The following is a 24,814-nucleotide window of genomic DNA, read 5'->3' on the forward strand; positions in this document are numbered from 1 at the left end:
GCTCGCGATAGCGTCGTGTCAGTCGATGTATTTGCGGCTGATCTGACGTCATCGCGAGCAAGCTCACTCCTACAGAAAGAGTTTTAAATTCAAAAGGTTATATTAATTTTCAAGAGGTGGCTGGGCGAGTTAAGCAGGCGGGTTCGACGAGGAGCGGGGACAGGAGCTCAGAAGATAGGCGGTCAAGGGGCGCCTGATGCACGCGAACAGTGAGCCGTCCAAAGTCGTTACGACTCGCTTCGTCTTGGGGCGCTCGGTAACAAATTGGTGCGCGGCTTGGGTCAGATCACCTTAACCGCGCGACCGATGAACTGGATCGGCCCGGTAGGTTTGCCAATCGGCGAGCCGGTGGCCTGTTCCAGCGTCAGCTCGAACAGCTGATTAGGCTGCAACGGCGGCAGTTTATCCAGTGGCACTTGCAGGGTTTGCCCTGGCTTCACCAGCCCGAGCGATACCGGGCCTTGCCAGTCATCACCCTTGGTCCAGAACTCCAGCGCCTTGTCGGCGGGCACTTCGGTAACGCTCAGCGGGATGAGCTGGATGTCTTGTGAATTACTGGTCTGAATCACCCAGCCCGGAGCTTTGTCCTGCGGCGCGACCAGCACTACCAGATAAGACGGCGATGGAGTCGTGCGTGATTGAGTGAGCAAGGTCATGCCCAACACCAGTGACGCCGCCAACCCGGCACCGGCCAGACCACGCCAGATCGACAGGTTGTTCCACCAGCTCTGCACATCACGCTTGATGGCTTTCTGCGGCGCAAGCAAATCATCCAGGCTGCGCTCGATCCGCGCCCACAGATGTGGTGGCGGGTTTTGCGGTTCCACCATGTCCGTCAGTGGCAGCAGACGTGCTTCCCACGCATCGACCGCGGCCCGCAAGGCGGGCTCGTTGGGCAGCCGACGCTCTACTTCAATGCGTTGGTGAGCAGACAAAGTGCCCAGCACATATTCGCCCGCCAACTCGTTCAGCGGTTTTTGGGGTTCAGTGCCCGAGCTGTTGCTCATCCGATGCACTCCCGTAATGCATTCAGGCTGCGCTTTATCCAGGCTTTTACAGTGCCCAGCGGCGCGCCGATTTTTTGCGCAATCTCTTGATGTGAATAGCCGTCCACGTAAGCGTGGAACACGCAATTGCGACGTACCGGTTCAAGCTGCTCCAGACAGAATTCGATCCGCCCTGGGTTCACCCGCCAGTCAAAACTGTCCACCGTTGCGTTCCAGCCTTCCAGCGTCGCCTGTGCTTCGCCATGTTCGTCTTCATCTTCGCTCTGCACCTCACGGGCATTGTTGCGAAGGGCGTTCAACGCCAGATTTCGGGTGATGCTGAATATCCAGCCACGGGCCGAGCCTCGGGCCTTGTCGAAGCTCGCTGCGCCAGTCCAGACCTTGATGAAGGCGTCGTGCACGATGTCCTGCGCCAACGCGCTGTCACGCACCAGGCGCTGCGCAACACCGAGCAAACGAGCGCTTTCCTGAGCATACAGACGCTCAAGCGCCTGCCGCTCGCCTCGTGCGCAGGCATCCAGTACAGCTTCGTAATCGAACAGGGATTCGTGGGAGGACAATTCAATACGCCGTTTACAGAGTACTTCTACCCCGATTTGAATCGGAGCACCCGCGCAGGAGCATAGCCGAGTTCCTGCGCAGGCTCGCGCTAATTACTTGGCAGACCAGAAGATATAGTCGGCCTGGTATTTAACGATTTCTTTCGCGCCTTTATTGCTCTCGGCACACGCTTTGGCTGGCGCTACGCCGCCTTTGAGCGCGGTACGCTGAATGTAAGCAACGCCGGTCATCGCGCCCTTGCCGTCAGCCGGGTTGGCTTTGACCAACTGATACGGCAGGTTGCCTGCGCTGGACGGGGCCACGGCGAGCTGAGTACCGGTTACTTTCGAACCGTCTTTGGCTTCCCAGGTGGCTGGCGGGCCGTAGTAAGTGCCGACTTGCTTGCCGCTGCGATCATTGAGCACGGCTTTAGGACCCACGAATGCCCATTCCATGCCTTCAGCGGCGTTGGCTTTGGCGCGGCACTCGTAAGTGATCTCGCCGACACCGGTGGTTTCCATGCTGACTTTGAAGCCATCCGGAACCCGCACGGTTTCCGGCAGGTTGCTTTGAGCGAAGGCAGAGGGCGCCAGGCAAGTGAAAGCCATTGCAGCACCAGTCAAGCAGAGCAAGCGTTTTGCGTTCATGCAGACATCTCCAGTTTTGGGTTCATCGCTTAACAGCCAAACCGGCTGCGTATCTGTACTACCCGCGAGAAACCCATCTGGATGCAGCGATTTGAAAATAAATTTTCAGCCCTTGCTGATTCGGCTGCGCAACAGAATGACGCCAGCGATTGCAGCAAGCCCCGAGCCCATCAACACGCCAACTTTTACTTCGTCGATCAGATGCGCAGAACCGGGGAAAGCAAGGTTGCCGATGAACAGACTCATGGTGAAGCCGATGCCGCAGAGGATCGCCACGCCATACAACTGTACCCAGTTGCTGCCTTCCGGTAACGAGGCCAGGCCGGAGCGGATAGCCAGTACTGCTGCGAGGAATACGCCGATCTGCTTGCCAAAGAACAAGCCCAGCGCGACACCCAGCGGCACAGGATCAATCAGGTTCTGCAGAGATATTCCCGACAACGACACCCCGGCATTGGCAAAGCCGAAGATGGGCACGATGGCGAACGCGACCCAGTAATGCAGCTTCTCTTCGAGGAAGAGCAGCGGCGAGCGAGCCTCTTCTTCAGGCTTGCCCAGCGGAATGCACAGCGCCAGAGCGACACCGGCCAACGTCGCGTGAACGCCCGATTGCAGAACGAAGAACCACAGAGCAGCACCCAGCAACAAGTACGGCAACAGGCGACGTACCCGCAGGCGATTCATCACAATCAGTACCGCCAGCGTTGCGAAAGAGGCCAGCAGCATCGGCATGTTCAGGCCGGTGCTGTAGAAGAAGGCGATGATAGTGACTGCGCCCAGATCGTCGAGAATCGCCAGCGCGGCGAGAAAGACTTTCAGCGAGGTCGGCACGCGTTTACCCAGCAGCGAGAGCACGCCCAGCGCGAAGGCAATGTCGGTAGCAGCGGGGATCGCCCAGCCGCTCATGGTTTCCTGGTTGCCCCAGTTGACTGCGATGTAGATCAGCGCAGGCACCAGCATGCCGCCGGCCGCTGCAAAGCCGGGCAGGGCGCGTTGACCCCAAGTGGCCAGGCCGCCCGCGAGCACTTCACGTTTGATTTCCAGGCCGACCATCAGGAAGAAGATCGCCATCAGGCCGTCGTTGATCCATAGCTCAACTGAAAGCCCCAACCAGACGCTGTGCAGCGCCGCGAAATAGCCAGCGGACAGCCCGGAGTTGGCGACGATCAAAGCCGCCAGTGCGGCGCCCATCAACACGATGCCACCGGCTGATTCGGAGGCCAGGAAGCTGGCAAGAATGGCGATGGCTCTTGGGGTTTCTTTTTTGTTATTGATTGATGTCGTCATTGGCAGGTGCGGCGTCCTTGGTTAGCGCTGGCGTTCAATCTGTAGGAGTGACCGGGGTGGCGCTCCACCTTGCTCGCGATTGCATTAGATCGGGCGATTCGGCGGTGACTGACATACCGCAATCGCGAGCAAGCTCACTCCTACAGGGGCGCGTTAGATTTTGGTCAGTTCAATCAAGCAGCAGCGACTGGCGCGCGGCGCATACAGCACCACTTCCAGCAACGCGCCAGATTCATTATTCAATTGCAGGCAGTCATGCTTTTCCAGCAATTGCGGTGGATGCTCGGCCATGTTCGCAGCCATCTGCTCTGCCGCGCTGAACAGCAGCAGGGTACACGCTGAACTGAACAGCCGCTGAGGTTTGAGCACATCTACCCACTGCAGGCTGACGCGGTAGCGGTCCGGCGAGTAGATCAGGTTGAAATCCCGAATCGCACCTTCGATCAATGTGCAGCTGACCTGGCTGTCGCCGCTGAATGCGAAGGGATCACCTGGCAACAGTGGCTCGGTCGTTTTGCCGTCGATATCCAGCGTCATGCCCACGCCTTGCAGCACGGTAATGATGCGCTGATAACCGGGGAACAGGGAGAAACCACCGGGCTGCTCGATATCCGCGATCGACAGACGCCAGCCGAAGCCCTCCAGGTCCTGACCGGCGTCGCGGGCAATTTCTTCGGTGCTGCCGCTGCCGTTTTTCCATGGCATGCGTGGATAGTTGGCGGCGCGCAAAACGGTCAGTTGGCTCATTTGCTGAAACGTCCTTCCAGGCGATGACGGGAACCGGGGTGGATCAGGCGCGCAGCGGTGACTGGCTGTCGACCGGACCACGTGCGGCGGCGGATCAACAGGCAAGGCTCGCCAGCGCTGATTTGCAACAGTTTGCATTCATCGGGCTCAGCCAGGATCGCCTCGACCACATGCTCACCTTCAGTCAGCGGCGCTACCTGTGAAAGATAGGCATACGGAGTTTGTACAGTGAAGTCCTGGCTCAGGTAATCCGGCGCGACCAGTGCATTCACGTAACGGTCTTCGATTTGTACCGGCAGATCGTTTTCCAGATGCACGATCAACGAGTGAAAGACCCGCTGGCCTTCGCGCATATCCAGCGCCAAAGCTCGTTCGGAGCCAGCAGCTTCTTCTTTCAGCAGGATGACCTTGCAGGTGTGACGATGACCACGAGCCGCGATTTCATCCGCGATGTTGTGGACTTCAAACAATGCCGACTGACTCTTGGGCTCGGCGACGAAAGTGCCGACACCTTGCATACGCACCAGCAAGCCTTCTGCAGTCATCTCACGCAGTGCGCGGTTGATGGTCATACGGCTGAAGCCCAACTGGGTTACCAACTCGCTTTCCGACGGTACGCGGTGGTGCGGCGGCCAGTTACCGCACTGAATCTGCTGAGCAATCATCTGCTTGACGCGGGCGTACAGCGGGGCCGGACTGTCGCCCATCTGGGCAGCCAATGGAGAAGTGGCGGGCGGAGTCGGCACTTGGGGCAATCCTTTTTCGAAGGTAATTCAGGTGCAGGTCGGCGCTAATCTTGCAGCGCACGGATATTTATAACGTGTGTTCACGCTAACCATTAACCTGTTCGGCGGCAAGCTTGCCGGAGTTTACCGAGCGTGCAAACGTCTGTATATGTATATACAAATCACTTTCCACGGGATTCAGAGCCATGTCCGCCTTCTTTGCCGAGCGTGCGTTGTTGCCCAGCGGCTGGGCCAACAACGTTCGTGTCGAAGTCAGCGCCGCCGGTGTGATCACTCATATCGCCAAGGAGGCTGAGGCTTCAGGCGCTGAGTTGCTTAAAGGGCCGTTGCTGCCTGGCATGCCGAATCTGCATTCCCATGCGTTCCAGCGGGCAATGGCCGGGCTGGCGGAGGTGGCGGGCAATCCGAATGACAGCTTCTGGACCTGGCGCGATTTGATGTACCGCCTGGTTGGGAAGATCAGCCCGCAGCAGTTAGGCGTCATTGCCCGTCAGTTGTACATCGAAATGCTCAAGGGCGGTTTTACCTCGGTCGCCGAATTTCACTACGTGCATCAGGACACCACCGGCAAGCCTTATGCGGACCCGGCAGAGCTGGCGCTGCAAATCAGTCAGGCGGCAAGCTCCGTCGGGATCGGCCTGACCCTGTTGCCGGTGCTCTACAGCCACTCCGGCTTTGGCGGGCAAGCGCCCAACGAAGGTCAGCGGCGGTTTATCCACAGCACCGACAGCTACCTTGATCTGCAAGCCCGTCTGCAACCTGTATTGCGCGAGCAGCCCGCACAGCAACTGGGATTGTGTTTTCACTCACTGCGTGCGGTAACGCCAGAGCAGATCAGCGCTGCGCTGGCCGCTAGCGATCAGCAATGTCCGGTACATATCCACATCGCCGAGCAGCAAAAGGAAGTCGATGACTGCCTGAACTGGAGCGGCCGTCGGCCAGTGCAATGGCTGTACGAAAACGCCCCGGTAGATGAGCGCTGGTGTCTGGTGCACGCCACCCATGTCGAGCCTGATGAAGTGGCTCACATGGCGAAAAGCGGCGCAGTCGCCGGATTGTGCCTGACCACTGAGGCGAATCTGGGCGACGGGATTTTTCCGGCCGTGGACTACATTGCTCAAGGCGGGCGCTGGGGGATTGGTTCTGACAGCCATGTGTCGTTGAGTGTGGTCGAGGAGTTGCGCTGGCTGGAATACGGTCAGCGCTTGCGGGATCAACGTCGCAACCGTCTGTATCGCAGTGATCAACCCATGGTCGGCAGGACGCTGTTTGATGCAGCACTGGCCGGTGGCGCTCAGGCATTGGGTCAGCCTATTGGCCGGTTAGAGGTGGGGCTTCGTGCTGATTGGTTGGTACTGGATGGCAATGACCCTTACATCGCCACGGCATCGGGTGATGCGATTCTCAACCGGTGGCTTTTTGCAGGCAGTGATCGGCAGATCCGTGACGTGATGGTCAACGGTAAATGGGTCGTGCGCGAAGGGCATCACGCCGGGGAAGAGCAGAGCAACCGGGAGTTTGCGCAGGTATTGCGGGAATTGTTGGGGTGATGATTTTCGAAGGATAAACGCATTCCTTTGAGTTGAAATGCATTCCCTGTAGGAGCTAACTTGTTGGCGAAGCGGCTTGAGCGGCGCACCAGATATGAAGCCTCGCGAACAAGTTCACTCCTACAGGTCATGTTTTGATTTCATCCCCGTGTTTGTCTACTTCCCGATTTTTGAATCCTCAACCCGCCAGACCAGCTTGGTGGTGTCGTACCCCTGCTGCTGTGCCTGACTGAGCAGATGCTCTTTCACCTCTTTGGATATCGTTGGCGTGCGCGACAGTAGCCACAGGTATTTGCGATCCGGGTTGCCTACAACAGCAGTCTTGTAGCCGTCGCCGATGTAGAGCACCCAGTAGTCACCTTTGGCGACGCCAGGGATCAAGCGGGAAAACCAGTTATCGAACTCCACCCACAACTTGTCGGTTTTACCCGGCACTTGCGGTGTGGCTGTACCTGTTGCTTCCTGCCATTCGCCTTCGATCGTCCGGCAGCGGTTGGTTACGCCAACGTTGCCATCTTCCTTGAGGGCGTAATGCGCTTCGGATTGCGCGCAATTGCGCTGGAAGAACATTGGCAAACGAGCGATTTCATACCAAGTGCCCTGATATTGCTTGAGGTCAACAGCACCTACGGTTCTGGGCTCAAGGTTTTCTGCGGAGTGCGCAAAACCGATTGCGAGAAAGCTGGCCATTACGACCAGACCAAAACGCACAAGTAATTTGATCATTTCTTATTTCAAACCTTGACCCGAGAAAAGTACAACCTTGTCAGCGGCATACTGCACGCTGATAAAACTCTTTTGATCGCCCCATGTGCAACTGGACATGCCCAGCGCGCCGGAGCATTCAGTCGGGCTACCCAGCAGTTGCTCAACTTCAGCCTTGGGCATACCGGCGGACAGCTTCGAGTAATTTTCCTGATTAACCTTGCTGCATGCGGTCAGCAATACGAGAAACGACAACAACGCTAGAGAGCGCAGAGACATGGATGAAGCTCCTGAACGGAAAGGGCAACGCCGCAGCAGACGGTCGAGTGGGCACGGATGCTGGCGTAATACCGTGAGCTTAGAAGAGAAAATGGCGATCTGGTTCCGTTTAGGAATAAATCCAGTACATAGATACCTTGTGGTAAACCCTCGGTGTCACTGTCACTGCGCTGGCCCGCAGCAAACGGTTGACCTGTAGGAGTGAGCTTGCTCGCGATGCGGTACATCCGTAAATGAATTATCGTCTGACTTGACGCTATCGCGAGCAAGCTCACTCCTACAGGGGCAACTTATTTGCTGGGCAGGAAGAAATTGGGCGTGGCGAATTCAGCTCCGTGGCTGACGTCTTTTTGCTGCTGGACGGTTGTGACAATATTTTCGAGCTTGTTGAGCCTTAAAACCGTGATCCAGGCTGTTTCAGGAAATCGATTTCTTCGGGTGTTGAAACACGGCCGAGGATTTCGTTGCGATGCGGAAAGCGGCCAAAACGGGCGATGATGTCACGGTGACGCTCGGCGTAATCGAGGCTGCTGTTGAAGTATTCGCGGTCTGTGGCGGGGAGCAGGGGGAGGAGTTCGGTGAAGCGGGCAACAGCGCCGTTTTGCGCGTCGATGTTTTCGCAGTGTTCCAGCACCAGATAGATGAAGGTACGTTGCAGCGGATCAAGATGCTGATCGCGGCCGAGTTTCAGGCCGTGTGTCGCAAGTGCCTGCGCACGCAGGTCACCGGCATAGGCTTTGGGAGTGTCGCGATAGATCATTCGCGGCAGTTGGTCGAGCAGCAGTATCAGAGCCAGCCAACCGGCAGGGCTTTCAGCCCACTCTTTAAGCCCGCCTGCCAGGGCGGATTCGACCAGATCACCAAAACGCATCTGCGCTTCGGTGTCCTGAGCGTTGTCCTTGCCAAACCACAACTTGCCCTTGGCTTTCGCCGCTTCGGAGGGCGACTCGGCAGAGCCGAACCACCATTCCAGCAGCGGGAGCCAAGGGGCGGTCATGAGATTCAGGCCTTGTGGTACGAGGTTGCGCGCTCAACTTCTTCTTTCGAGCCCAGGAACACCGCAACACGCTGGTGCAGGCCGTCCGGTTGAATGTCGAGGATGCGCTGATGACCGTCAGTAGACGCGCCGCCAGCTTGCTCAACCAGGAACGACATCGGGTTGGCTTCGTACATCAGGCGCAGTTTGCCCGGCTTGGAAGGCTCGCGGCTGTCACGTGGGTACATGAACAGACCGCCGCGGGTCAGGATGCGGTGCACGTCGCCAACCATCGCGGCAACCCAACGCATGTTGTAGTTCTTTTTCAGTGGGCCGTCTTCGCCCGCCAGCAATTCGTCAACGTAACGTTGTACCGGCGCTTCCCAGTGACGCTGGTTGGACATGTTGATCGCGAATTCCTGAGTGGAAGTCGGGATCTTGATGTCTTCGTGGGTCAGTACGAAACTGCCCATTTCGCGGTCCAGGGTGAAGCCTTTGACGCCATCGCCCAACGTCAGTACCAGCATGGTTTGCGGGCCGTAGATCGCATAACCAGCCGCGACTTGCTGAGTACCTGGTTGCAGGAAGGCCTTTTCATTCAAGGGCTCGTTCTGGCTCAGGTATTCGTTCGGGCAACGCAGTACGGAGAAGATAGTGCCGACCGGGGCGTTGATGTCGATATTCGACGAGCCATCCAGTGGGTCGAAAACCAGCAGGTAGGCACCTTTAGGGTATTTGCCCGGGATCTGGTAAGCGTTGTCCATTTCCTCGGACGCCATGCCCGCCAGGTGACCGCCCCACTCGTTGGCTTCGAGCAGGATTTCGTTGGAGATCACGTCGAGCTTCTTCTGCACTTCGCCCTGAACGTTTTCAGTGCCCATGCTGCCGAGCACACCGCCCAGCGCGCCTTTGGAAACGGCGTGGCTGATTTCCTTGCACGCTCGCGCCACCACTTCGATCAGGAAGCGCAGATCGGCAGGAGTGTTGTTGCTGCGGGTCTGCTCAATCAAATAGCGACTCAGGGTAACGCGGGACATGGATAGCTCCGAATAGGGGGAATAAAAAACCCGCGCAGTTTAGCGCGAGTCGAGACGTAATACTGCCCATAAGACTGGGTTATCACCCATTGAGTTCACGCGTGGGCAAAGCGTAGCCGGAAAATGCTGAAGCGGTGGCTGAAACGAGCTATCACCCTGTACTGCATGATTAGAATGCAACCCATGTGAAGTACCCGTATTGGCCTGCAAAAACAGTCCCGGTAGGAGCGAATTTATTCGCGAAGGGGCCGGTAAATCTCGAGCCTGTGTATCGGCTGAAACACCGCCCTCCCGAATAAATTCGGTCCTACCAGTCCGAGTTGCCCTTGTGGGACGGTGTCAGGTCTGCACCGCTCTCACCTGGGCTGTTTGGCCAAAGTGAGAGCAGGTCGCTTGATCAATCCAGCGCGTTCCAGATGTCCCCCGCGTATTCCCGGATCGTCCGGTCTGACGAGAACCACCCCATGCGCGCCGTATTGAGCACCGCAGAGCGCCACCACTCTTTCGAGTCGTGCCAGTGAGCTTCGACCCTGGCCTGAGCATCCCAGTAAGAATCAAAGTCGGCGCAGACCAGAAAGCGGTCGTAAGCCAGCAGTTGATCGATCAGGCCGGCATAGCGGTTAGGGTCATCCGGCGAAAATACGCCGCCACGAATAGCTTGCAGGACGTCGTTGAGCCGACCCGATGCCGCGGCCTCAGCGTAAGCGCTGAAGTCGCCGACTTGCTTGTGGGCTTCGACTTCCTGAGCGGTCATGCCAAAAATGAACATGTGCTCCAGACCCACTTGCTCGCTCATTTCGACGTTGGCGCCGTCCAGCGTACCGATGGTCAGCGCACCGTTGAGGCCGAATTTCATGTTGCTGGTGCCCGATGCTTCCAGCCCGGCAGTAGAAATCTGCTCCGACAAGTCGGCTGCCGGAATGATGCTTTCCGCCAGGCTGACGTTGTAGTTAGGCAAAAATACGACTTTGAGCAAGCCGCGTACGGTAGGGTCGCTGTTGACCGTGCGAGCAATATCATTCGTCAGCTTGATGATCAGCTTGGCTGAGTGATAACTGGCTGCGGCCTTGCCCGCGAAGATTTTTACGCGTGGCACCCAATCGGTGCCCGGTTGAGCGCGAATGGCCTGATACAGCGCAACGGTGTGAAACAGGTTCAACAGTTGACGTTTGTATTCGTGAATCCGTTTGACCTGCACATCGAACATCGCCGCCGGATTGACCACGATCCCCAGACGCTCCTTGATGATCGCCGCCAGCGCACGCTTGCTGTGCAGGCGCTGATCCGCAAATTGCTTGCGGAAAGAGCTCTTGTCAGCGAACGGCTCCAGTTCGATCAGTCGCGTTTCTGCGCTGTCCAGCACGTCCTCGCCCAGCGACTCGGTGAGCATCTGCGTGAGCTTGGGGTTGGACTGGAACAGCCAGCGGCGGAAGGTAATGCCGTTGGTTTTGTTGTTGATCCGGTCTGGATACAGCTTGTGCAGTTCGGCAAAAACCGTCTTGCGCATCAACTGGGTGTGCAGCGCCGATACGCCGTTGATGCTGTGGGAGCCGAGGAACGCCAGGTTGCCCATGCGCACGCGACGACCATTTTCTTCCTCGATCAGGGACACAGCGCGCAGCACGTCGAAATCGTGAATGCCTTTGGCGCGCAGGGTGTCGATGTGCTGAGCGTTGATGATGTAGATGATCTGCATGTGGCGCGGCAACATCCGCTCCATCAGGCCTACCGACCAGGTTTCCAGCGCCTCGGGGAGCAAGGTGTGGTTGGTGTAGGCGAGGGTGCCCACCGTGATTTTCCACGCGGCGTCCCACGCGATGCCGTGGTTGTCGATCAACTGACGCATCAGTTCGGCGACGGCGATGGACGGGTGCGTGTCGTTCATCTGGATGGCCGCGTGTTCCGGCAGATCCATCAACGTCGCATGCATGTTCAGATGGCGACGCAGCAAATCCTGCAATGATGCAGAGACGAAGAAATATTCCTGACGCAGACGTAATTCCTGACCGGCCTCGGTGGCATCGTTCGGGTAAAGCACGCGAGAGATACTTTCTGCGCGCACCACCTCGGCCACTGCACCAAAGTGGTCACCGGCGTTAAAGCGTTCCAGATGCAAGTCGCCTACCGCACGGGCACGCCACAGACGCAGGGTGTTCACGCTTTTACCTCGCCATCCCACCACTGGCGTGTCGTAAGCAATGGCGCGGACGGTTTCAGATGGACGCCAGACCTGGCGCTGTTCACCGTCCTCGTTGGTGAGGGTGTCGACACTGCCGCCGAAACCGATCGGGTACACGACTTCTGGCCGCTCGAATTCCCATGGGTTGCCGAAGTCCAGCCAGTTTTCGGTTTGCTCCTGCTGCCAGCCGTCGACGATTGCCTGGCGGAACAAACCGTGCTCGTAACGAATACCGTAACCATGGCCAGCGATGCCGAGCGTCGACATGCTTTCCATGAAGCAGGCTGCCAGACGACCAAGACCGCCGTTACCCAGCGCCGCGTCGGGCTCCAGCAACTTGATGCGTTCGATATCGACGCCCAGTTCAGTCATTGCCTCTCGGGCGACTTCCAGCAGGCCGAGGTTGCTCAGGCTGTCGTACAGCAAACGGCCGATAAGGAATTCCAGCGACAGGTAATACACCCGTTTCTGGACCTTGCGATAAATCTGCCGGGTGTGGTCCATCCAATGCTCGACCATGTGGTCGCGAGCAGCGAGGGCTACGGCTTCGAACCAGTCATGCTCAAACGCATGGTCAGGGTCCTTACCCACCGCATAGGTGAGTTTGGCGAGAACAGCGGCGCGAAATGCGGCCACTTCAGCGTCACGAACAAGTGGTTCCTGAGACATCGATACGACCTCAAGTAGTCAGACGAATGAAGGATGGGATTTCTTTGACTGTAGGGCGTGTCTGCAAATTTTTCCTGCAAATTCCTGAATTAACCACGACACGTCCGTCGGTTCGACAGGCTCATGTCGCTCTGGTTCGCCCTTTTGGGCAATTGGCAAACCGCTTGCATTGATCGTTCCACTCTCGACACGAGCTGTGAGCGACAGCATGAACATTCCTCGTTTCGGGTTTATGATGGCCAGCGGCAAAATAATAGAAGACCCCGAATCGCACTCACGGAGCACCTATGCAGACCTTGTATCCGCAGATCAAACCCTACGCCCGGCACGATCTGGCTGTGGAGGCGCCGCATGTTCTATATGTCGATGAAAGCGGATCACCGGAAGGTCTGCCGGTGGTATTCATTCATGGCGGCCCCGGTGCGGGTTGCGATGCGCAAAGCCGTCGTTATTTCGATCCCAATCTGTACCGCATCATTACGTTCGACCAACGCGGCTGCGGTCGCTCGACGCCGCATGCGAGCCTTGAGAACAACACCACCTGGGATCTGGTCGCCGACCTGGAGCGGATTCGTGAGCATCTGGGCATCGATAAATGGGTGCTGTTTGGTGGTTCGTGGGGTTCGACCTTGTCGCTGGCCTATGCCCAGACTCATCCGGATCGTGTCCATGCGTTGATCCTGCGCGGTATCTTTCTGGCGCGTCCGCAAGAGATCGAATGGTTCTATCAGGCCGGTGCAAGCCGCATGTTCCCGGATTACTGGCAGGATTACGTGGCACCGATCCCGCTGGATGAGCGCGGTGATCTGCTGAGCGCGTTCCATAAGCGCCTGACCGGTAACGACCAGATTGCCCAGATGCATGCCGCCAAAGCCTGGTCTACCTGGGAAGGCCGTGCAGCTACGCTGCGGCCCAATCCGCAAGTGGTTGATCGCTTCTCCGAGCCCCAACGCGCACTGTCCATCGCGCGCATTGAGTGCCACTACTTCACCAATAATTCTTTCCTGGAAGAGAATCAGCTGATTCGTGACATGCCCAGGATTGCTCATTTACCGGGCATCATCGTGCACGGTCGGTATGACGTGATCTGCCCGCTGGACAACGCCTGGGAGTTGCATCAGGCCTGGCCAAACAGCGAGCTGCAGGTGATTCGCGATGCGGGGCATGCTGCTTCGGAGCCGGGCATCACCGATGCACTGGTCCGGGCTGCCGCACAGGTTGCCGCCCGTTTGCTGGATTTGCCGCCTGAAGAGGCTTGATTTGGGGATTGCGCCTGTTTGAATTGAAATGGGGTTCACTGTGGGAGCGAATTCATTCGCGAAGTGGGCGGTACATCCGCTATAGATTTATCGCCTTATGAACTCTATTCGCGAATGAATTCGCTCCCACAGGTATCTGTTTGATGCGCGATTGAATCACAAGGAATGGGCATGAAAGGCTTGCTACAACGCGTCAGCAGCGCACGTGTCGAAGTCGACGGGCAAATTGTCGGTTCTATCGATCAGGGTTTGATGGTCTTGGTCGGCGTCGAGCCTCAAGACACTCAGGCCAGTGCCGACAAGCTGCTACATAAGCTGCTTAACTACCGGGTGTTCAGCGATGCTGACGGCAAGATGAATCTATCCTTGCGCGATGTCGCAGGTGGTTTGTTGTTGGTTTCGCAGTTCACCCTGGCAGCCGATACCAAAAGTGGCATGCGGCCGAGCTTCTCCAAAGCAGCGCCGCCGGCCTTGGGTGCAGAGTTATTTGACTATTTACTGAGGCAGGCAAAAAGCTCGTATGCCGTGGTCGAATCGGGCCAATTTGGTGCAGACATGCAAGTTCATTTGGTGAATGATGGCCCCGTGACTTTTTTGCTGGAAGGCTAAACGACCGGTTTGGCGTACTTCCCCCGGATTTATTAGGCTGTATAGCAATAAATACTTCATCGGACATGGTGCGTTGTGGCGCGCGCTACTAGATAATCGCGCCGTCCGGGTATCCGCGTTTGTGGCACCGTTTGGCAAGGTCAGAAGCTGGTCCGACACCGTTTGGGGAATCATTAGGTTCTTTCGGAGTCGGAACAATGCTCGCCAACCCGGCAATTGATAGCTGGCCGTTGGTTTCTTCATCTGTTTTCGGCGAGGGTTGCTCGTGATTGTTAGTCCCTGTAATGCGGTAAAGACACCTGGCAAGCGGTTGCGTAGCGCGCTATTGGCAAGTTCAGCTCTGATCTCACTGTTCAGTGCCACTCAACTGTGGGCGTTTAGTCTTGATGACGTCGCGAGCAGAGCGAAAGAACTGGCCGATAAGAAGTACGAAGCCCCGCGCAGCAATCTGCCTGCCGAGTTCCGTGACATGAAGTTCGCGGACTATCAGAAAATCCGTTTCCGTGAAGACCGTGCCGAATGGGCTGGCGACAGAACGCCGTTCAAAGTCTCGTTCTATCACCAGGGTATGCACTTCGACACCCCGGTCAAAATCAACGAAGTCACTGCGACTACCGTTGAAGAGATCAAGTACGATTCAAGCCGCTTTGATTTTGGCGACGTGAAGTTCGATCCTAAAGCGACCGAGAAACTGGGTTACGCCGGTTTCCGAGTGCTGTACCCGATCAACAAAGACGACAAACAAGACGAAATCATGACCATGCTGGGCGCGAGCTACTTCCGCGTTATCGGTAAGGGTCAGGTTTACGGTCTGTCGGCCCGTGGCATGGCAATCGATACCGCATTGCCTTCCGGGGAAGAGTTTCCACGTTTCACCGAGTTCTGGATCGAGAAGCCAGGCACCGATGACAATCATCTGGTGATCTTTGCTCTGCTCGACTCCCCGCGCGCAACCGGTGCCTACAAGCTGACCCTGCGTCCTGGCACCAACACGCTGGTTGACGTTCAGTCGCGCATGTACCTGCGTGACAAGGTCAGCAAGCTCGGTGTTGCACCGCTGACCAGCATGTACCTGTTCGGGGCCAATCAGCCTTCGCGTGTGCAGAACTACCGTCGCGAGCTGCATGACTCCAACGGTCTGTCGATTCAGGCAGCCAACGGCCAATGGCTGTGGCGTCCGCTGACCAACCCTAAACACCTCGCCGTCAGCAGCTTCTCGGTAGAGAACCCGCGCGGTTTCGGTCTGCTGCAACGTGGTCGTGACTTCAGCAGCTATGAAGATCTGGACGATCGCTACGACAAGCGTCCAAGCGCGTGGATCGAGCCTAAAGGCGATTGGGGCAAGGGTACCGTTGATCTGGTGGAAATCCCGACTGCCGATGAAACCAACGACAACATCGTTGCCTTCTGGAAGCCGGATACTCTGCCAGCACCGGGCGAGCCAGTTGACTTCAACTACCGCATCCACTGGACCATGGACGAGAAAGCCATTCACTCGCCTGATTTGGGTTGGGTCAAGCAGACCTTGCGTTCCGCTGGTGACATTCGTCAGTCCAACCTGATTCGTCAGCTGGACGGCAGCGTTGCGTTCCAGGTCGACTTCGTGGGTCCTATCCTCGCTTCGATGCCTGAAGACAAGACCATCCGCAGCCAGGTCACCACCGACACCAATACCGAGCTGGTTGAAAACAACCTGCGCTACAACCCGGTGACCAAAGGCTATCGCCTGACGCTGCGGGTCAAGGTCAAAGACGCTAACAAGCCGATCGAGATGCAGGCCTACCTGCTGCGTGAAATCCCGGCTGAGCCAGGCAAGGAACCTGCGGTACTGGTTGCTGCCAAAGCGCATATCGGTGACGAGAAAAAAGCAGCGCCTAAAGAGGCTCCGAAGAAAGAAGCCCCGGCAGACGCCGCCAAAGATCCGAAAGCCGACGTGGCCAAGGCTGACGCAGCCAAACCTGCTGATGCCAAAGCGGACGCCGCCAAACCGGCTGATGCAGCCAAGCCAGCTGATGCAAAAGCAGACGTAGCCAAGGCTGACGCCGCGAAAGCTGACGCTGCGAAAGACAAAGACGGCAAAGAGACCAAGCAGCCAGAAGCCGAGGCTGCGCCCACCATTCCGGAACCGGCCAAGACGCTGCAAGTCATGACCGAGACCTGGAGCTACCAGTTGCCAGCCGATGAGTAATTCCGTACCGGTGCCAGTATCGCTCAGCGAGTACCTGGCGCACCTTCCGATGAGCGATGAGCAGCGAGCCGAACTGGCTGGCTGCACCTCGTTCGCCGAATTGCACGAGCGTTTGTCTGCTCAACCAGTCAGCGACCCTGCCGAAGCCGCACAGGCTTCGGTGGGTCGCCGATTGACGCTGACCACTGCCGAGGCTTTGGAAGAGGCCGAGATGCTCGTCCTCGATGCGAATGGCCGGGTGTGCCTGAAGGCTACGCCGCCGATCAATCGCACCAAGGTTGTGCCTGAGCCATGGCGGACCAATATCCTGGTTCGCATGTGGCGTCGTCTGACGGGCCGCAGTAACCCGGTCGAGCCTAAAGTTGAACGCGATCTGCCCAAGGCGCGCTGGCGCACTGTGGGTTCGATTCGTCGTTACATCCTGTTGATCCTGATGCTTGGTCAGACGATTGTTGCTGGCTGGTACATGAAAGGCATTCTGCCGTATCAGGGCTGGTCGCTGGTTTCGCTGGACGAAATCACTCACCAGACCTTCGTGCAGACCATGTGGCAGGTTCTGCCCTATGCCTTGCAGACCAGCATTCTGTTGCTGTTCGGTATTCTGTTCTGCTGGGTCTCGGCAGGTTTCTGGACCGCCTTGATGGGCTTTCTGGAATTGCTCACCGGCCGTGACAAATACCGAATCTCCGGTGCCAGTGCAGGTAATGAGCCGATTGAGAAGGGCGCTCGTACCGCGTTGGTCATGCCGATCTGCAACGAAGACGTACCTCGTGTATTCGCTGGCCTGCGAGCGACTTTCGAGTCGGTTGCGGCTACCGGTGACCTTGATCGTTTCGACTTCTTCGTGCTCAGTGACAGTAACGAGACCGACATTTGCGTGGCCGAGCAGCAGGCCTGGCTGGATGTCTGTCGCGAAACCAAAGGCTTCGGCAAGATCTTCTATCGCCGTCGCCGCCGTCGCGTAAAACGTAAAAGCGGCAACCTTGACGACTTCTGCCGTCGCTGGGGCGGTGATTACCGTTATATGGTCGTGCTCGACGCTGACAGCGTCATGAGCGGCGAATGCCTGACCAGTCTGGTGCGCTTGATGGAAGCCACGCCAGACGCCGGTATCATCCAGACCGCGCCACGCGCTTCGGGCATGGACACTCTTTATGCGCGCATGCAGCAATTTGCTACTCGCGTGTACGGTCCGTTGTTCACGGCCGGTCTGCACTTCTGGCAGTTGGGCGAATCCCACTACTGGGGCCACAACGCGATCATCCGCATGAAGCCGTTTATCGAGCACTGCGCCTTGGCGCCGTTGCCGGGTAAAGGGGCGTTTGCCGGTGCGATTCTGTCTCACGACTTTGTTGAAGCTGCGCTCATGCGTCGTGCGGGTTGGGGCGTGTGGATTGCCTACGATTTGCCGGGCAGCTACGAAGAGCTTCCGCCAAACCTGCTGGACGAACTCAAGCGTGACCGTCGCTGGTGCCACGGCAACCTGATGAACTTCAGGCTGTTCCTGGTAAAAGGCATGCACCCGGTTCACCGTGCGGTGTTCCTGACGGGCGTAATGTCGTACTTGTCGGCGCCGTTATGGTTCTTCTTCCTGGTGTTGTCCACGGCCCTGCTGGCGGTGAACACATTGATGGAGCCGACCTATTTCCTTGAACCGCGTCAGCTGTATCCGCTGTGGCCACAATGGCACCCGGAAAAAGCCGTTGCGCTGTTCTCGACGACCATCGTGCTGCTGTTCCTGCCTAAACTGCTCAGCATCATCCTGATCTGGGCCAAAGGCGCAGTCGGTTACGGCGGCAAGATCAAAGTCACCCTGTCGATGCTGATGGAAATGCTGTTCTCGGTGCTGCTGGCTCCGGTGCGCATGCTGTTCCACACCCGCTTCGTACTGGCTGCGTTCCTGGGCTGGGCTGCGACCTGGAACTCGCCACAACGTGACGACGACTCCACGCCGTGGCTCGAAGCGGTCAAGCGTCATGGTCCGCAAACCCTGTTGGGTGCTTGCTGGGCGCTGCTGGTGGCCTGGTTGAACCCAAGCTTCCTGTGGTGGTTGGCGCCTATCGTTGGTTCGCTGATGCTGTCGATTCCGGTGTCGGTGATTTCCAGCCGTACTGGTCTGGGCCTCAAGGCTCGCGACGAGAAGTTCTTCTTGATTCCGGAAGAGCACACGCCGCCGCAAGAGTTGGTGTCCACTGATCTGTACACCCACGAGAACCGTTGGCACGCACTGAAGCAAGGCTTCATCCGCGCCGTGGTCGATCCGCAGCAGAACGCGCTGGCCTGCGCCCTGGCGACCTCGCGTCACCGGATCGCCGAGCCTATCGAGTTCGTACGGATGGAACGCGTACGTCATGCGTTGGCTGTCGGGCCTGAGAAACTCAGCAACCATGACCGCTTGATGTTGCTGAGTGACCCGGTTGCGTTGGGCCGCTTGCATGAACAAGTCTGGAGCGAGAGCCACCCTGAGTGGCTGGATGCATGGCGAGAGTCTGTCGCCGCTGATCCGCACGCACCGCTGCTGCCTTTGCAGCCGGTTGTACGCGAACCAGCGCCAGCGTTGGTTCACGCCTGATTCAAGGCTGCTAAACAAAAACGGCGCCCCGCAAGGGCGCCGTTTTTGTTGGGCTGGAAAAATTTCTCTCTGGGAACTGCTGCGTCTCTGTAGGAGTGAGCTTGCTCGCGATTACGTCAGCACAGGCAATATATTCACCAACTGATAGACCGAAATCGCGAGCAAGCTCACTCCTACAGGTCCCATGTTTGCTGCGCGACAGCGTGGTATCAGGGACACCGGGCGACTCCTGCAGGAGGTCACGTCATACCTTGGTGATCAACAATCCGGCTTGTCCGCCGTATAACGCCGCGCCGGGTTCACCGCTGCGCCGAACTCGCGCAAGGCCTTGGCACCGATCAGCAGCGGGTAATTGAAGTGGCTACGGTCTACCAGGTTCACTTCCACAGTGCGTTTGACACTGCCCAGGCACAACTCCAGATCGACCACGGGGCGCTTGGTTGGATCGAGATCTTCGTCCTCATCGTCACCCTCGGCACGGCTCTTGATTTTGCTGATCCGCGCAACCTTGTGTTCGTACACCTTGTTGCTGGCACCTTTGGTGGCGAGACGGAAACGTACCCAGTCGTCACCATCGCGGGTAAACAGCTCGATGTCCTTGGCCGACAGCGATGCGGTCAGCGCTCCGGTATCCATCTTGGCTTTGAAGGTTTCACCGATTTCCGCGACCTTGATGTTTTCGTAACGGCCATACAGCGTCGGCTCGGCAGCCATTACAGGCAATGCCAACAGGGACAATAGCGCCAGGGTTGATTTCACTGGGTAGGTACCTTTTTTGGGTTACGCGGTTCTGTAGGAGCTGCCGAAGGCTGCGAATTGGTCCATGAGGTAAATATTTTCGCAGCCTTCGGCAGCTCCTACAGGTCATTCATTCGCGATTTTAGACATCGCGATCACACATCGTTCGCAGGTCAGAGCTTACCCGTAACCTCGTGAAACATTTGTCCACGACCAGCGGATTTGGCGCGAGCGCTGTTGCTCTTTATCATGGCGGCCCTTGTAGTCCTCCAGAGATCCGTATGCGTCGCCTGCTCACTGGCTGTTTTGTCACATTGCTGTTGTTGCTTAACACGCTGGTCATGATCGGTCCGTTACTGATCTTCGGCCTGCTCAAGCTGACGTTCAGTGGTCAGATGCGCGACAGTTGTTCGCGAGCCGTCGTGTGGTTTGCCGAAACCTGGGCTGAAGTCGACAAGCTGATCTTCTCTTTGTGCATTCCAACCCAGTGGGAAATCCGTGGCGACGAAGGCCTGCGCAGCGACACTTCTTATCTGGTCATCAGCAACCACCAGTCATGGGTAGACATTCCGGCGCTGATCCAGGCGCTGAATCGGCGCACGCCGTTTTTCAAATTCTTCCTGAAGAAAGAGCTGATCTGGGTGCCGCTGCTGGGCCTGGCCTGGTGGGCACTGGATTACCCGTTCATGAAGCGCTACACCAAGGCGTTCCTGGCGAAGAACCCTGAGCTTAAAGGCCATGACCTTGAGATCACCCGTCAGGCCTGTGAGCTGTATAAAAATCAGCCAGTTACCGTGGTCAACTACCTGGAAGGGACGCGCTTTACGCCATCCAAGCATGCAGAACAAAGCTCGCCCTACTCACACCTGCTGAAGCCGAAGGCCGGCGGGGTGGCGTTTGTGCTGGCGGCTATGGGCGAAAAGCTGGATGCGATTCTGGACGTGACAGTCGTCTATCCCGGCGACCGCATCCCGGGGTTCTGGAACTTGCTGTGCGGTGACGTGCCACGAGTGATCATCGACATTCAGACTCGTGAGCTTAATCCTGCGCTATGGCAGGGCGACTACGAAAATGATCCGCTGTTTCGCGAGAAGGTACAGGGCTGGGTTAATCAGTTGTGGCAGGAAAAGAACGCACGCATCGCCACTTTGCGCGGCGATGCGTCTCAAGCTTGAGTTAGCTGCCTGCGCCCCACACACTGCCCAGGCTCTGCAGTGCAGAACCGCCAGCACCTTGTTGACCCAGGTATTGCAGAATCAACGGCACAAACTGGCTGACCATTGAGCTGTCCATGCCCAAAGCACTGAACGCCTTGTTCACGTCGCCCATGCTTTGTACGTTACCCAGAGCGCTGTTCAGCACCGAGCTTTCAGCGCTGTTGCCCGAGTTACCCAACAGACCTCCCAGGCCATTAAGGCTGCCAAGGCTGCTCAAGGCGCTGGTCCCAGCGAGTTGATCAAGGCCGGGCACCGATTTGCTCAATTGGCTGTAATCGTTACCGGCAAGCTTGTTTTTAGCCAAACCCAGCAGTGCGCCTGTGCCGCCGACGGCTTGCTCGGGTGTGACGTTCAAATTTGAGCCCAACAGATTGAGCAGGCCTGCAGCTTCAGGCGCTGCGGTGGCTTTCTGATTGCCATTAGTGGCGTTGGAAACGGCGTTGGCCGCGTCATTCAGATTGAAAGCGAACACCGGACTGGCGGCGACGGCCATCAAGGTTGCCAGTGCTACACCGCGGGAAATCTTCATTGCAACAAACCCCTCAAACCAGAAAATCCGGCTGCTGCCGGTAGAAACACGTGTTCGACCTTGGGCGGGTTGGCAATGTTCCTTGCGTTTGTCTGATGAGTTAAAGCAAACCTGCGTCGCCCACATCGCGGGCAAGCCTCGCTCCACAGTTGATCGCATTTTCCTGTGGGAGCGAGGCTTGCCCGCGATGAGCGCGACGCAGTTTCAGAGCGATAAGTGCGACTTACGCCGCGCTGAACAGCTTATGCGGATCGATCACAAACTTCTTCGGCACACCGGCATCGAACTCGCCATAACCGCGTGGCGCATCGTCGAGGCTGATGACTTCGACGCCGACAATATCGGCAATCTTGATGCGGTCCCACATGATCGCCTGCATCAACTGACGGTTGTACTTCATGACCGGGGTCTGGCCGGTGTGGAAGCTGTGAGATTTGGCCCAGCCCAAACCAAAGCGAATACTCAGGCTACCCATTTTTGCGGCCGCATCGACAGCGCCCGGGTCTTCGGTCACGTAAAGGCCGGGAATACCGATTTTGCCCGCCACACGCACCACGCCCATCAACGAGTTGAGGACGGTGGCCGGAGCTTCATGCTGCACTCCCGCATGGCCATGGCCGCGAGCTTCGAAGCCCACCGCGTCAACGGCGCAATCCACTTCCGGTTCGCCCAACAGCGCGGCGATCTGCTCGTGCAGCGGGGTATCGAGGGACAGGTCGGCAATTTCAAAACCCTGAGCCTTGGCATGAACCAGACGGGCCGGGTTCACGTCACCGATGATCACCACCGCCGCGCCCAGCAGACGTGCCGATGCCGCTGCTGCCAGACCGACCGGGCCAGCGCCAGCGATGTATACGGTACTTCCTGGACCTACACCGGCTGTGACTGCGCCGTGATAACCGGTGGGCAGAATGTCCGAGAGGCAGGTCAGGTCGCGGATTTTTTCCATGGCCCGGTCGCGGTCCGGCAGCTTGAGCAGGTTGAAGTCGGCATAAGGCACCAGCACGTATTCCGCCTGGCCGCCGGTCCAGTCGCCCATGTCGACGTAGCCGTAGGCACCGCCCGGGCGAGCCGGATTGACGGTCAGGCACACGCCGGTATGTTGCTCCTTGCAGGAGCGGCACAGACCGCACGCTACGTTGAAGGGCACTGATACCAGGTCGCCGATTTTCAGATTTTCGACGCCAGTGCCTTTTTCGATCACTTCGCCCGTGATTTCATGGCCCAGTACCAGGCCGGTTTGTGCAGTCGTGCGGCCGCGAACCATGTGTTGGTCCGAGCCACAGATATTGGTAGAAACCACGCGCAGAATGACGCCGTGTTCGATCTTGCGACCACGCGGGTCCTGCATTTTTGGATAGTCGATTTTCTGTACTTCGACCTTGCCAGCGCCGAGATACACCACACCACGATTGTCAGCCATTCTTTCACCTCGATTTTGTTGTTATGTCGCGGGGAAATGCGCTGCTTTTGTTAGGTACGAAGCAACGCACTGATTGCTCTGGGGTGTTTGCCTGGATTGATGTCGTTCATGCCGCCGCCATCGCGAGCAAGCTCACTCCTACAGTTGTTCGCGTCTACCTGTAGGAGTGAGCTTGCTCGCGATACCGCGAAGCGGTGCTTTTAAAGAACCACTGTCCTGTTGGCGTTAAGAAACACACGCCGCTCAATGTGATAACCCACTGCCCGGGCCAGCGTCAGGCCCTCAATGTCCCGGCCTTTGGCGATGAGGTCTTCGGGGTAATGACTGTGATCCACCACTTCTACCCCTTGGGCAATGATCGGACCTTCGTCCAGATCGTTGTTGATGTAATGCGCGGTCGCACCCACCAGTTTCACGCCTTTGTTGTAAGCCTGATGGTAAGGCTTGGCGCCTTTGAATCCGGGCAGCAGCGAGTGGTGAATGTTGATCGCCTTGCCGTCCAGCTTGCGGCACAGGTCCGGCGACAGCACTTGCATGTAACGGGCAAGAATCACCAGCTCGGCGCCGGAATCCTCGATCACCTGCCAGACTTTGCTTTCCTGAGCGGGCTTGTCGTTAGGGTCCAAGGGGAAATGGTAGTACGGAATCTCATGCCAGCGCGCCAGCGGTTCCAGATCCGGATGGTTGGACACCACAGCAACCACGTCCATGGACAGTTGGTTGATGCGCTGACGATAGAGCAGGTCATTCAGACAATGATCGGCCTTGGAAACCATGATCACGACTTTTGGCCGGTAGTTCGGCGCAGTCAGCTCGAAGATCATGCCAAAGGCTTGGCCGCGCTCGCTCAGCCCTGCGCGGAAGCCCTGTTCGTCAAAACCGTCTGGCTGACGGAATTCCACACGAATGAAGAAGCGGCCGGAGAGCCGGTCGTCGAACGAGTGGTGCTCAGTGACGTAGCAGCCCTGCTCGAACAAATAGCGGGTCACCGCGTCCACCGTGCCCAGCACGCTGGGGCAGTCGGCGGTCAGAATCCATGTGTCGGGGGCGCGACTCATTAATCAACTCCTGAAATCATGATTTCCCGGTAGGAGGCAACTTGTTGGCGAGACTGACGGCGCGTTGTGTCAGGTATGGCGTCTCGCGAACAAGTTCGCTCCTACCGGGGTGCGTACTCAGGCCTGAACCGTCAGGCCGTACTCGGCGCTCGCATCCTGCAACCACATCCACCAGTAATCGGAGAAGCTACGGCGGATCAGCAATTCCCAGGTTTCTTCGCCAGTACGGCGGATGACCAGTTGAGACTTGGCGAACACGGTGCCGACGGCTTTACCCACCGGGAAGTTGTCCGGGTGTACGTCGTAGCTGGTGGACTTCATCAGCACTTCGCGGACTTTCGGGCCGCTCAATTCGAGAATCGACTGACCGCCACTGACGTTGACGATAGCGATGTGCAGGCCGGTCAGTTCTGCGCGCAGCTTCTGCTCCACGGCAAACTCTTCGCCGGTCGGCACGATCAGCAGCCACTCGTCCGGGCCAAGCCACTGAATCGAGCTTTCTCCGCTGATAACCAGCGCCAATGCGCCAGGCAGTTCCATACCCAGAGCTTTGTGCACACCCGCAGCAAACGCCGGGTCGTGAGCATCGCCACGAATGGTCAGGTGACCGAGTAATTTTTTCTCGCGCAAAGTCACGCCAGGGTTGGCGCGCCCTTTACCGACCAGGCTATTGAGGTCTGCATGAAACAGCGGTGACTCGGCTTTCTCGCCGGTCGATGGCCGCTGCTGGTAAACGTTGGCTGTGGTCATAGAGCACCTGTTTTGAATTCTGTTTTGAACCTGGCCCCTGTAGGAGTGAGCTTGCTCGCGATAAAGTCGGAATGACTTTCAGATAATGGCGCATTCACCATT

The 24,814-nt window shown here is 57.6% G+C and carries 22 protein-coding genes; 6 read left to right on the forward strand and 16 right to left on the reverse strand.

Translation table 11 applies throughout. The features are described from left to right. Positions 1 to 281: 281 nt before the first annotated feature. The 6 genes from ACYASS_RS16710 to hutC all read right to left on the reverse strand — a co-directional run bounded on the left by ACYASS_RS16710 (position 282) and on the right by hutC (position 4,935). The gene (locus ACYASS_RS16710; RefSeq protein WP_463586941.1) at positions 282 to 1,007 is read right to left on the reverse strand and encodes an anti-sigma factor; all 726 of its coding nucleotides are present in this window, start codon (positions 1,005 to 1,007) and stop codon (positions 282 to 284) included. Further along, entirely contained in the window at positions 1,004 to 1,567 is a 564-nt protein-coding gene (locus ACYASS_RS16715; protein WP_463586942.1) for a sigma-70 family RNA polymerase sigma factor, read from the reverse strand. The genes ACYASS_RS16710 and ACYASS_RS16715 overlap by 4 nt, the downstream gene beginning before the upstream one ends. 93 nt (positions 1,568 to 1,660) lie before the next feature. Then, positions 1,661 to 2,194 carry a DUF3455 domain-containing protein gene (locus tag ACYASS_RS16720; RefSeq protein ID WP_243244182.1) on the reverse strand — a complete coding sequence of 178 codons (534 nt, stop codon included), beginning with the start codon at positions 2,192 to 2,194 and terminating at the stop codon, positions 1,661 to 1,663. A gap of 105 nt (positions 2,195 to 2,299) precedes the next feature. Further along, the gene (nhaA, locus tag ACYASS_RS16725) at positions 2,300 to 3,481 is read right to left on the reverse strand and encodes a Na+/H+ antiporter NhaA (RefSeq protein WP_463586943.1); all 1,182 of its coding nucleotides are present in this window, start codon (positions 3,479 to 3,481) and stop codon (positions 2,300 to 2,302) included. Positions 3,482 to 3,634: 153 nt separating this feature from the next. Beyond that, positions 3,635 to 4,228, reverse strand: a complete 594-nt coding sequence (locus ACYASS_RS16730; RefSeq protein WP_463586944.1) for a HutD/Ves family protein — start codon at positions 4,226 to 4,228, stop codon at positions 3,635 to 3,637. Then, positions 4,225 to 4,935, reverse strand: coding sequence for a histidine utilization repressor (gene hutC / locus ACYASS_RS16735; protein ID WP_243244343.1), 711 nt, complete (start codon positions 4,933 to 4,935; stop codon positions 4,225 to 4,227). Before hutC ends, ACYASS_RS16730 begins: the two co-directional genes overlap by 4 nt. Positions 4,936 to 5,159: 224 nt before the next feature. Between hutC and ACYASS_RS16740 the strand changes: the two genes are divergently transcribed. Next, positions 5,160 to 6,524 (forward strand): formimidoylglutamate deiminase, encoded by a 1,365-nt coding sequence (locus ACYASS_RS16740; protein ID WP_463586945.1) that lies wholly within the window; start codon positions 5,160 to 5,162, stop codon positions 6,522 to 6,524. A gap of 156 nt (positions 6,525 to 6,680) precedes the next feature. Here ACYASS_RS16740 and ACYASS_RS16745 read toward each other — a convergent pair whose 3' ends face one another. The 5 genes from ACYASS_RS16745 to ACYASS_RS16765 all read right to left on the reverse strand — a co-directional run bounded on the left by ACYASS_RS16745 (position 6,681) and on the right by ACYASS_RS16765 (position 12,369). Beyond that, positions 6,681 to 7,250, reverse strand: a complete 570-nt coding sequence (locus ACYASS_RS16745) for a lipocalin family protein (protein ID WP_463586946.1) — start codon at positions 7,248 to 7,250, stop codon at positions 6,681 to 6,683. A 3-nt stretch (positions 7,251 to 7,253) separates the two neighbouring features. Then, positions 7,254 to 7,508, reverse strand: coding sequence for an outer membrane protein assembly factor BamE (locus tag ACYASS_RS16750; RefSeq protein ID WP_243244187.1), 255 nt, complete (start codon positions 7,506 to 7,508; stop codon positions 7,254 to 7,256). A gap of 394 nt (positions 7,509 to 7,902) precedes the next feature. Continuing rightward, positions 7,903 to 8,505 (reverse strand): DUF924 family protein, encoded by a 603-nt coding sequence (locus ACYASS_RS16755; RefSeq protein WP_463586947.1) that lies wholly within the window; start codon positions 8,503 to 8,505, stop codon positions 7,903 to 7,905. A 5-nt stretch (positions 8,506 to 8,510) separates the two neighbouring features. After that, the gene (locus ACYASS_RS16760; RefSeq protein WP_027902274.1) at positions 8,511 to 9,521 is read right to left on the reverse strand and encodes a class 1 fructose-bisphosphatase; all 1,011 of its coding nucleotides are present in this window, start codon (positions 9,519 to 9,521) and stop codon (positions 8,511 to 8,513) included. Between the two features lie 397 nt (positions 9,522 to 9,918). Beyond that, positions 9,919 to 12,369, reverse strand: a complete 2,451-nt coding sequence (locus ACYASS_RS16765; RefSeq protein WP_463586948.1) for a glycogen/starch/alpha-glucan phosphorylase — start codon at positions 12,367 to 12,369, stop codon at positions 9,919 to 9,921. Positions 12,370 to 12,656: 287 nt separating this feature from the next. Between ACYASS_RS16765 and pip the strand changes: the two genes are divergently transcribed. The 4 genes from pip (at position 12,657) to mdoH (ending at position 18,997) form a co-directional block, all read left to right on the forward strand. Continuing rightward, complete coding sequence (gene pip, locus ACYASS_RS16770) at positions 12,657 to 13,628, forward strand: prolyl aminopeptidase (protein WP_463586949.1); 972 nt, start codon at positions 12,657 to 12,659, stop codon at positions 13,626 to 13,628. Positions 13,629 to 13,799: 171 nt separating this feature from the next. Then, positions 13,800 to 14,237: a D-aminoacyl-tRNA deacylase gene (dtd, locus tag ACYASS_RS16775; RefSeq protein WP_463586950.1), complete on the forward strand. Its 438-nt coding sequence runs from the start codon at positions 13,800 to 13,802 to the stop codon at positions 14,235 to 14,237. Positions 14,238 to 14,496: 259 nt separating this feature from the next. Then, on the forward strand, positions 14,497 to 16,425 hold the full coding sequence (locus ACYASS_RS16780; RefSeq protein WP_463586951.1) for a glucan biosynthesis protein G: 1,929 nt from the start codon (positions 14,497 to 14,499) through the stop codon (positions 16,423 to 16,425). Beyond that, entirely contained in the window at positions 16,418 to 18,997 is a 2,580-nt protein-coding gene (gene mdoH, locus ACYASS_RS16785; RefSeq protein WP_463586952.1) for a glucans biosynthesis glucosyltransferase MdoH, read from the forward strand. Before ACYASS_RS16780 ends, mdoH begins: the two co-directional genes overlap by 8 nt. A gap of 258 nt (positions 18,998 to 19,255) precedes the next feature. On the opposite strand, the gene rloA2 is transcribed toward mdoH, so the two are convergent. After that, entirely contained in the window at positions 19,256 to 19,756 is a 501-nt protein-coding gene (rloA2, locus tag ACYASS_RS16790) for a retropepsin-like aspartic peptidase RloA2 (RefSeq protein ID WP_463586953.1), read from the reverse strand. A gap of 260 nt (positions 19,757 to 20,016) precedes the next feature. Here rloA2 and ACYASS_RS16795 point away from each other — a divergent pair, with 260 nt between their 5' ends. Further along, entirely contained in the window at positions 20,017 to 20,910 is an 894-nt protein-coding gene (locus ACYASS_RS16795) for an acyltransferase (RefSeq protein WP_463586954.1), read from the forward strand. 1 nt (position 20,911) lies between these two features. Here ACYASS_RS16795 and ACYASS_RS16800 read toward each other — a convergent pair whose 3' ends face one another. From ACYASS_RS16800 to ACYASS_RS16815, 4 genes are all read right to left on the reverse strand, one after another. After that, on the reverse strand, positions 20,912 to 21,481 hold the full coding sequence (locus tag ACYASS_RS16800; RefSeq protein WP_463586955.1) for a DUF2780 domain-containing protein: 570 nt from the start codon (positions 21,479 to 21,481) through the stop codon (positions 20,912 to 20,914). A 223-nt stretch (positions 21,482 to 21,704) separates the two neighbouring features. Then, positions 21,705 to 22,904 carry a formaldehyde dehydrogenase, glutathione-independent gene (gene fdhA, locus ACYASS_RS16805; protein ID WP_095092539.1) on the reverse strand — a complete coding sequence of 400 codons (1,200 nt, stop codon included), beginning with the start codon at positions 22,902 to 22,904 and terminating at the stop codon, positions 21,705 to 21,707. Positions 22,905 to 23,104: 200 nt separating this feature from the next. Continuing rightward, positions 23,105 to 23,962: a formyltetrahydrofolate deformylase gene (gene purU / locus ACYASS_RS16810; protein ID WP_463586956.1), complete on the reverse strand. Its 858-nt coding sequence runs from the start codon at positions 23,960 to 23,962 to the stop codon at positions 23,105 to 23,107. Positions 23,963 to 24,079: 117 nt separating this feature from the next. Then, the gene (locus ACYASS_RS16815; RefSeq protein WP_463586957.1) at positions 24,080 to 24,712 is read right to left on the reverse strand and encodes a sarcosine oxidase subunit gamma; all 633 of its coding nucleotides are present in this window, start codon (positions 24,710 to 24,712) and stop codon (positions 24,080 to 24,082) included. Between the last annotated feature and the right edge of the window lie 102 nt (positions 24,713 to 24,814).

This window comes from Pseudomonas sp. HP_14, assembly GCF_055283875.1.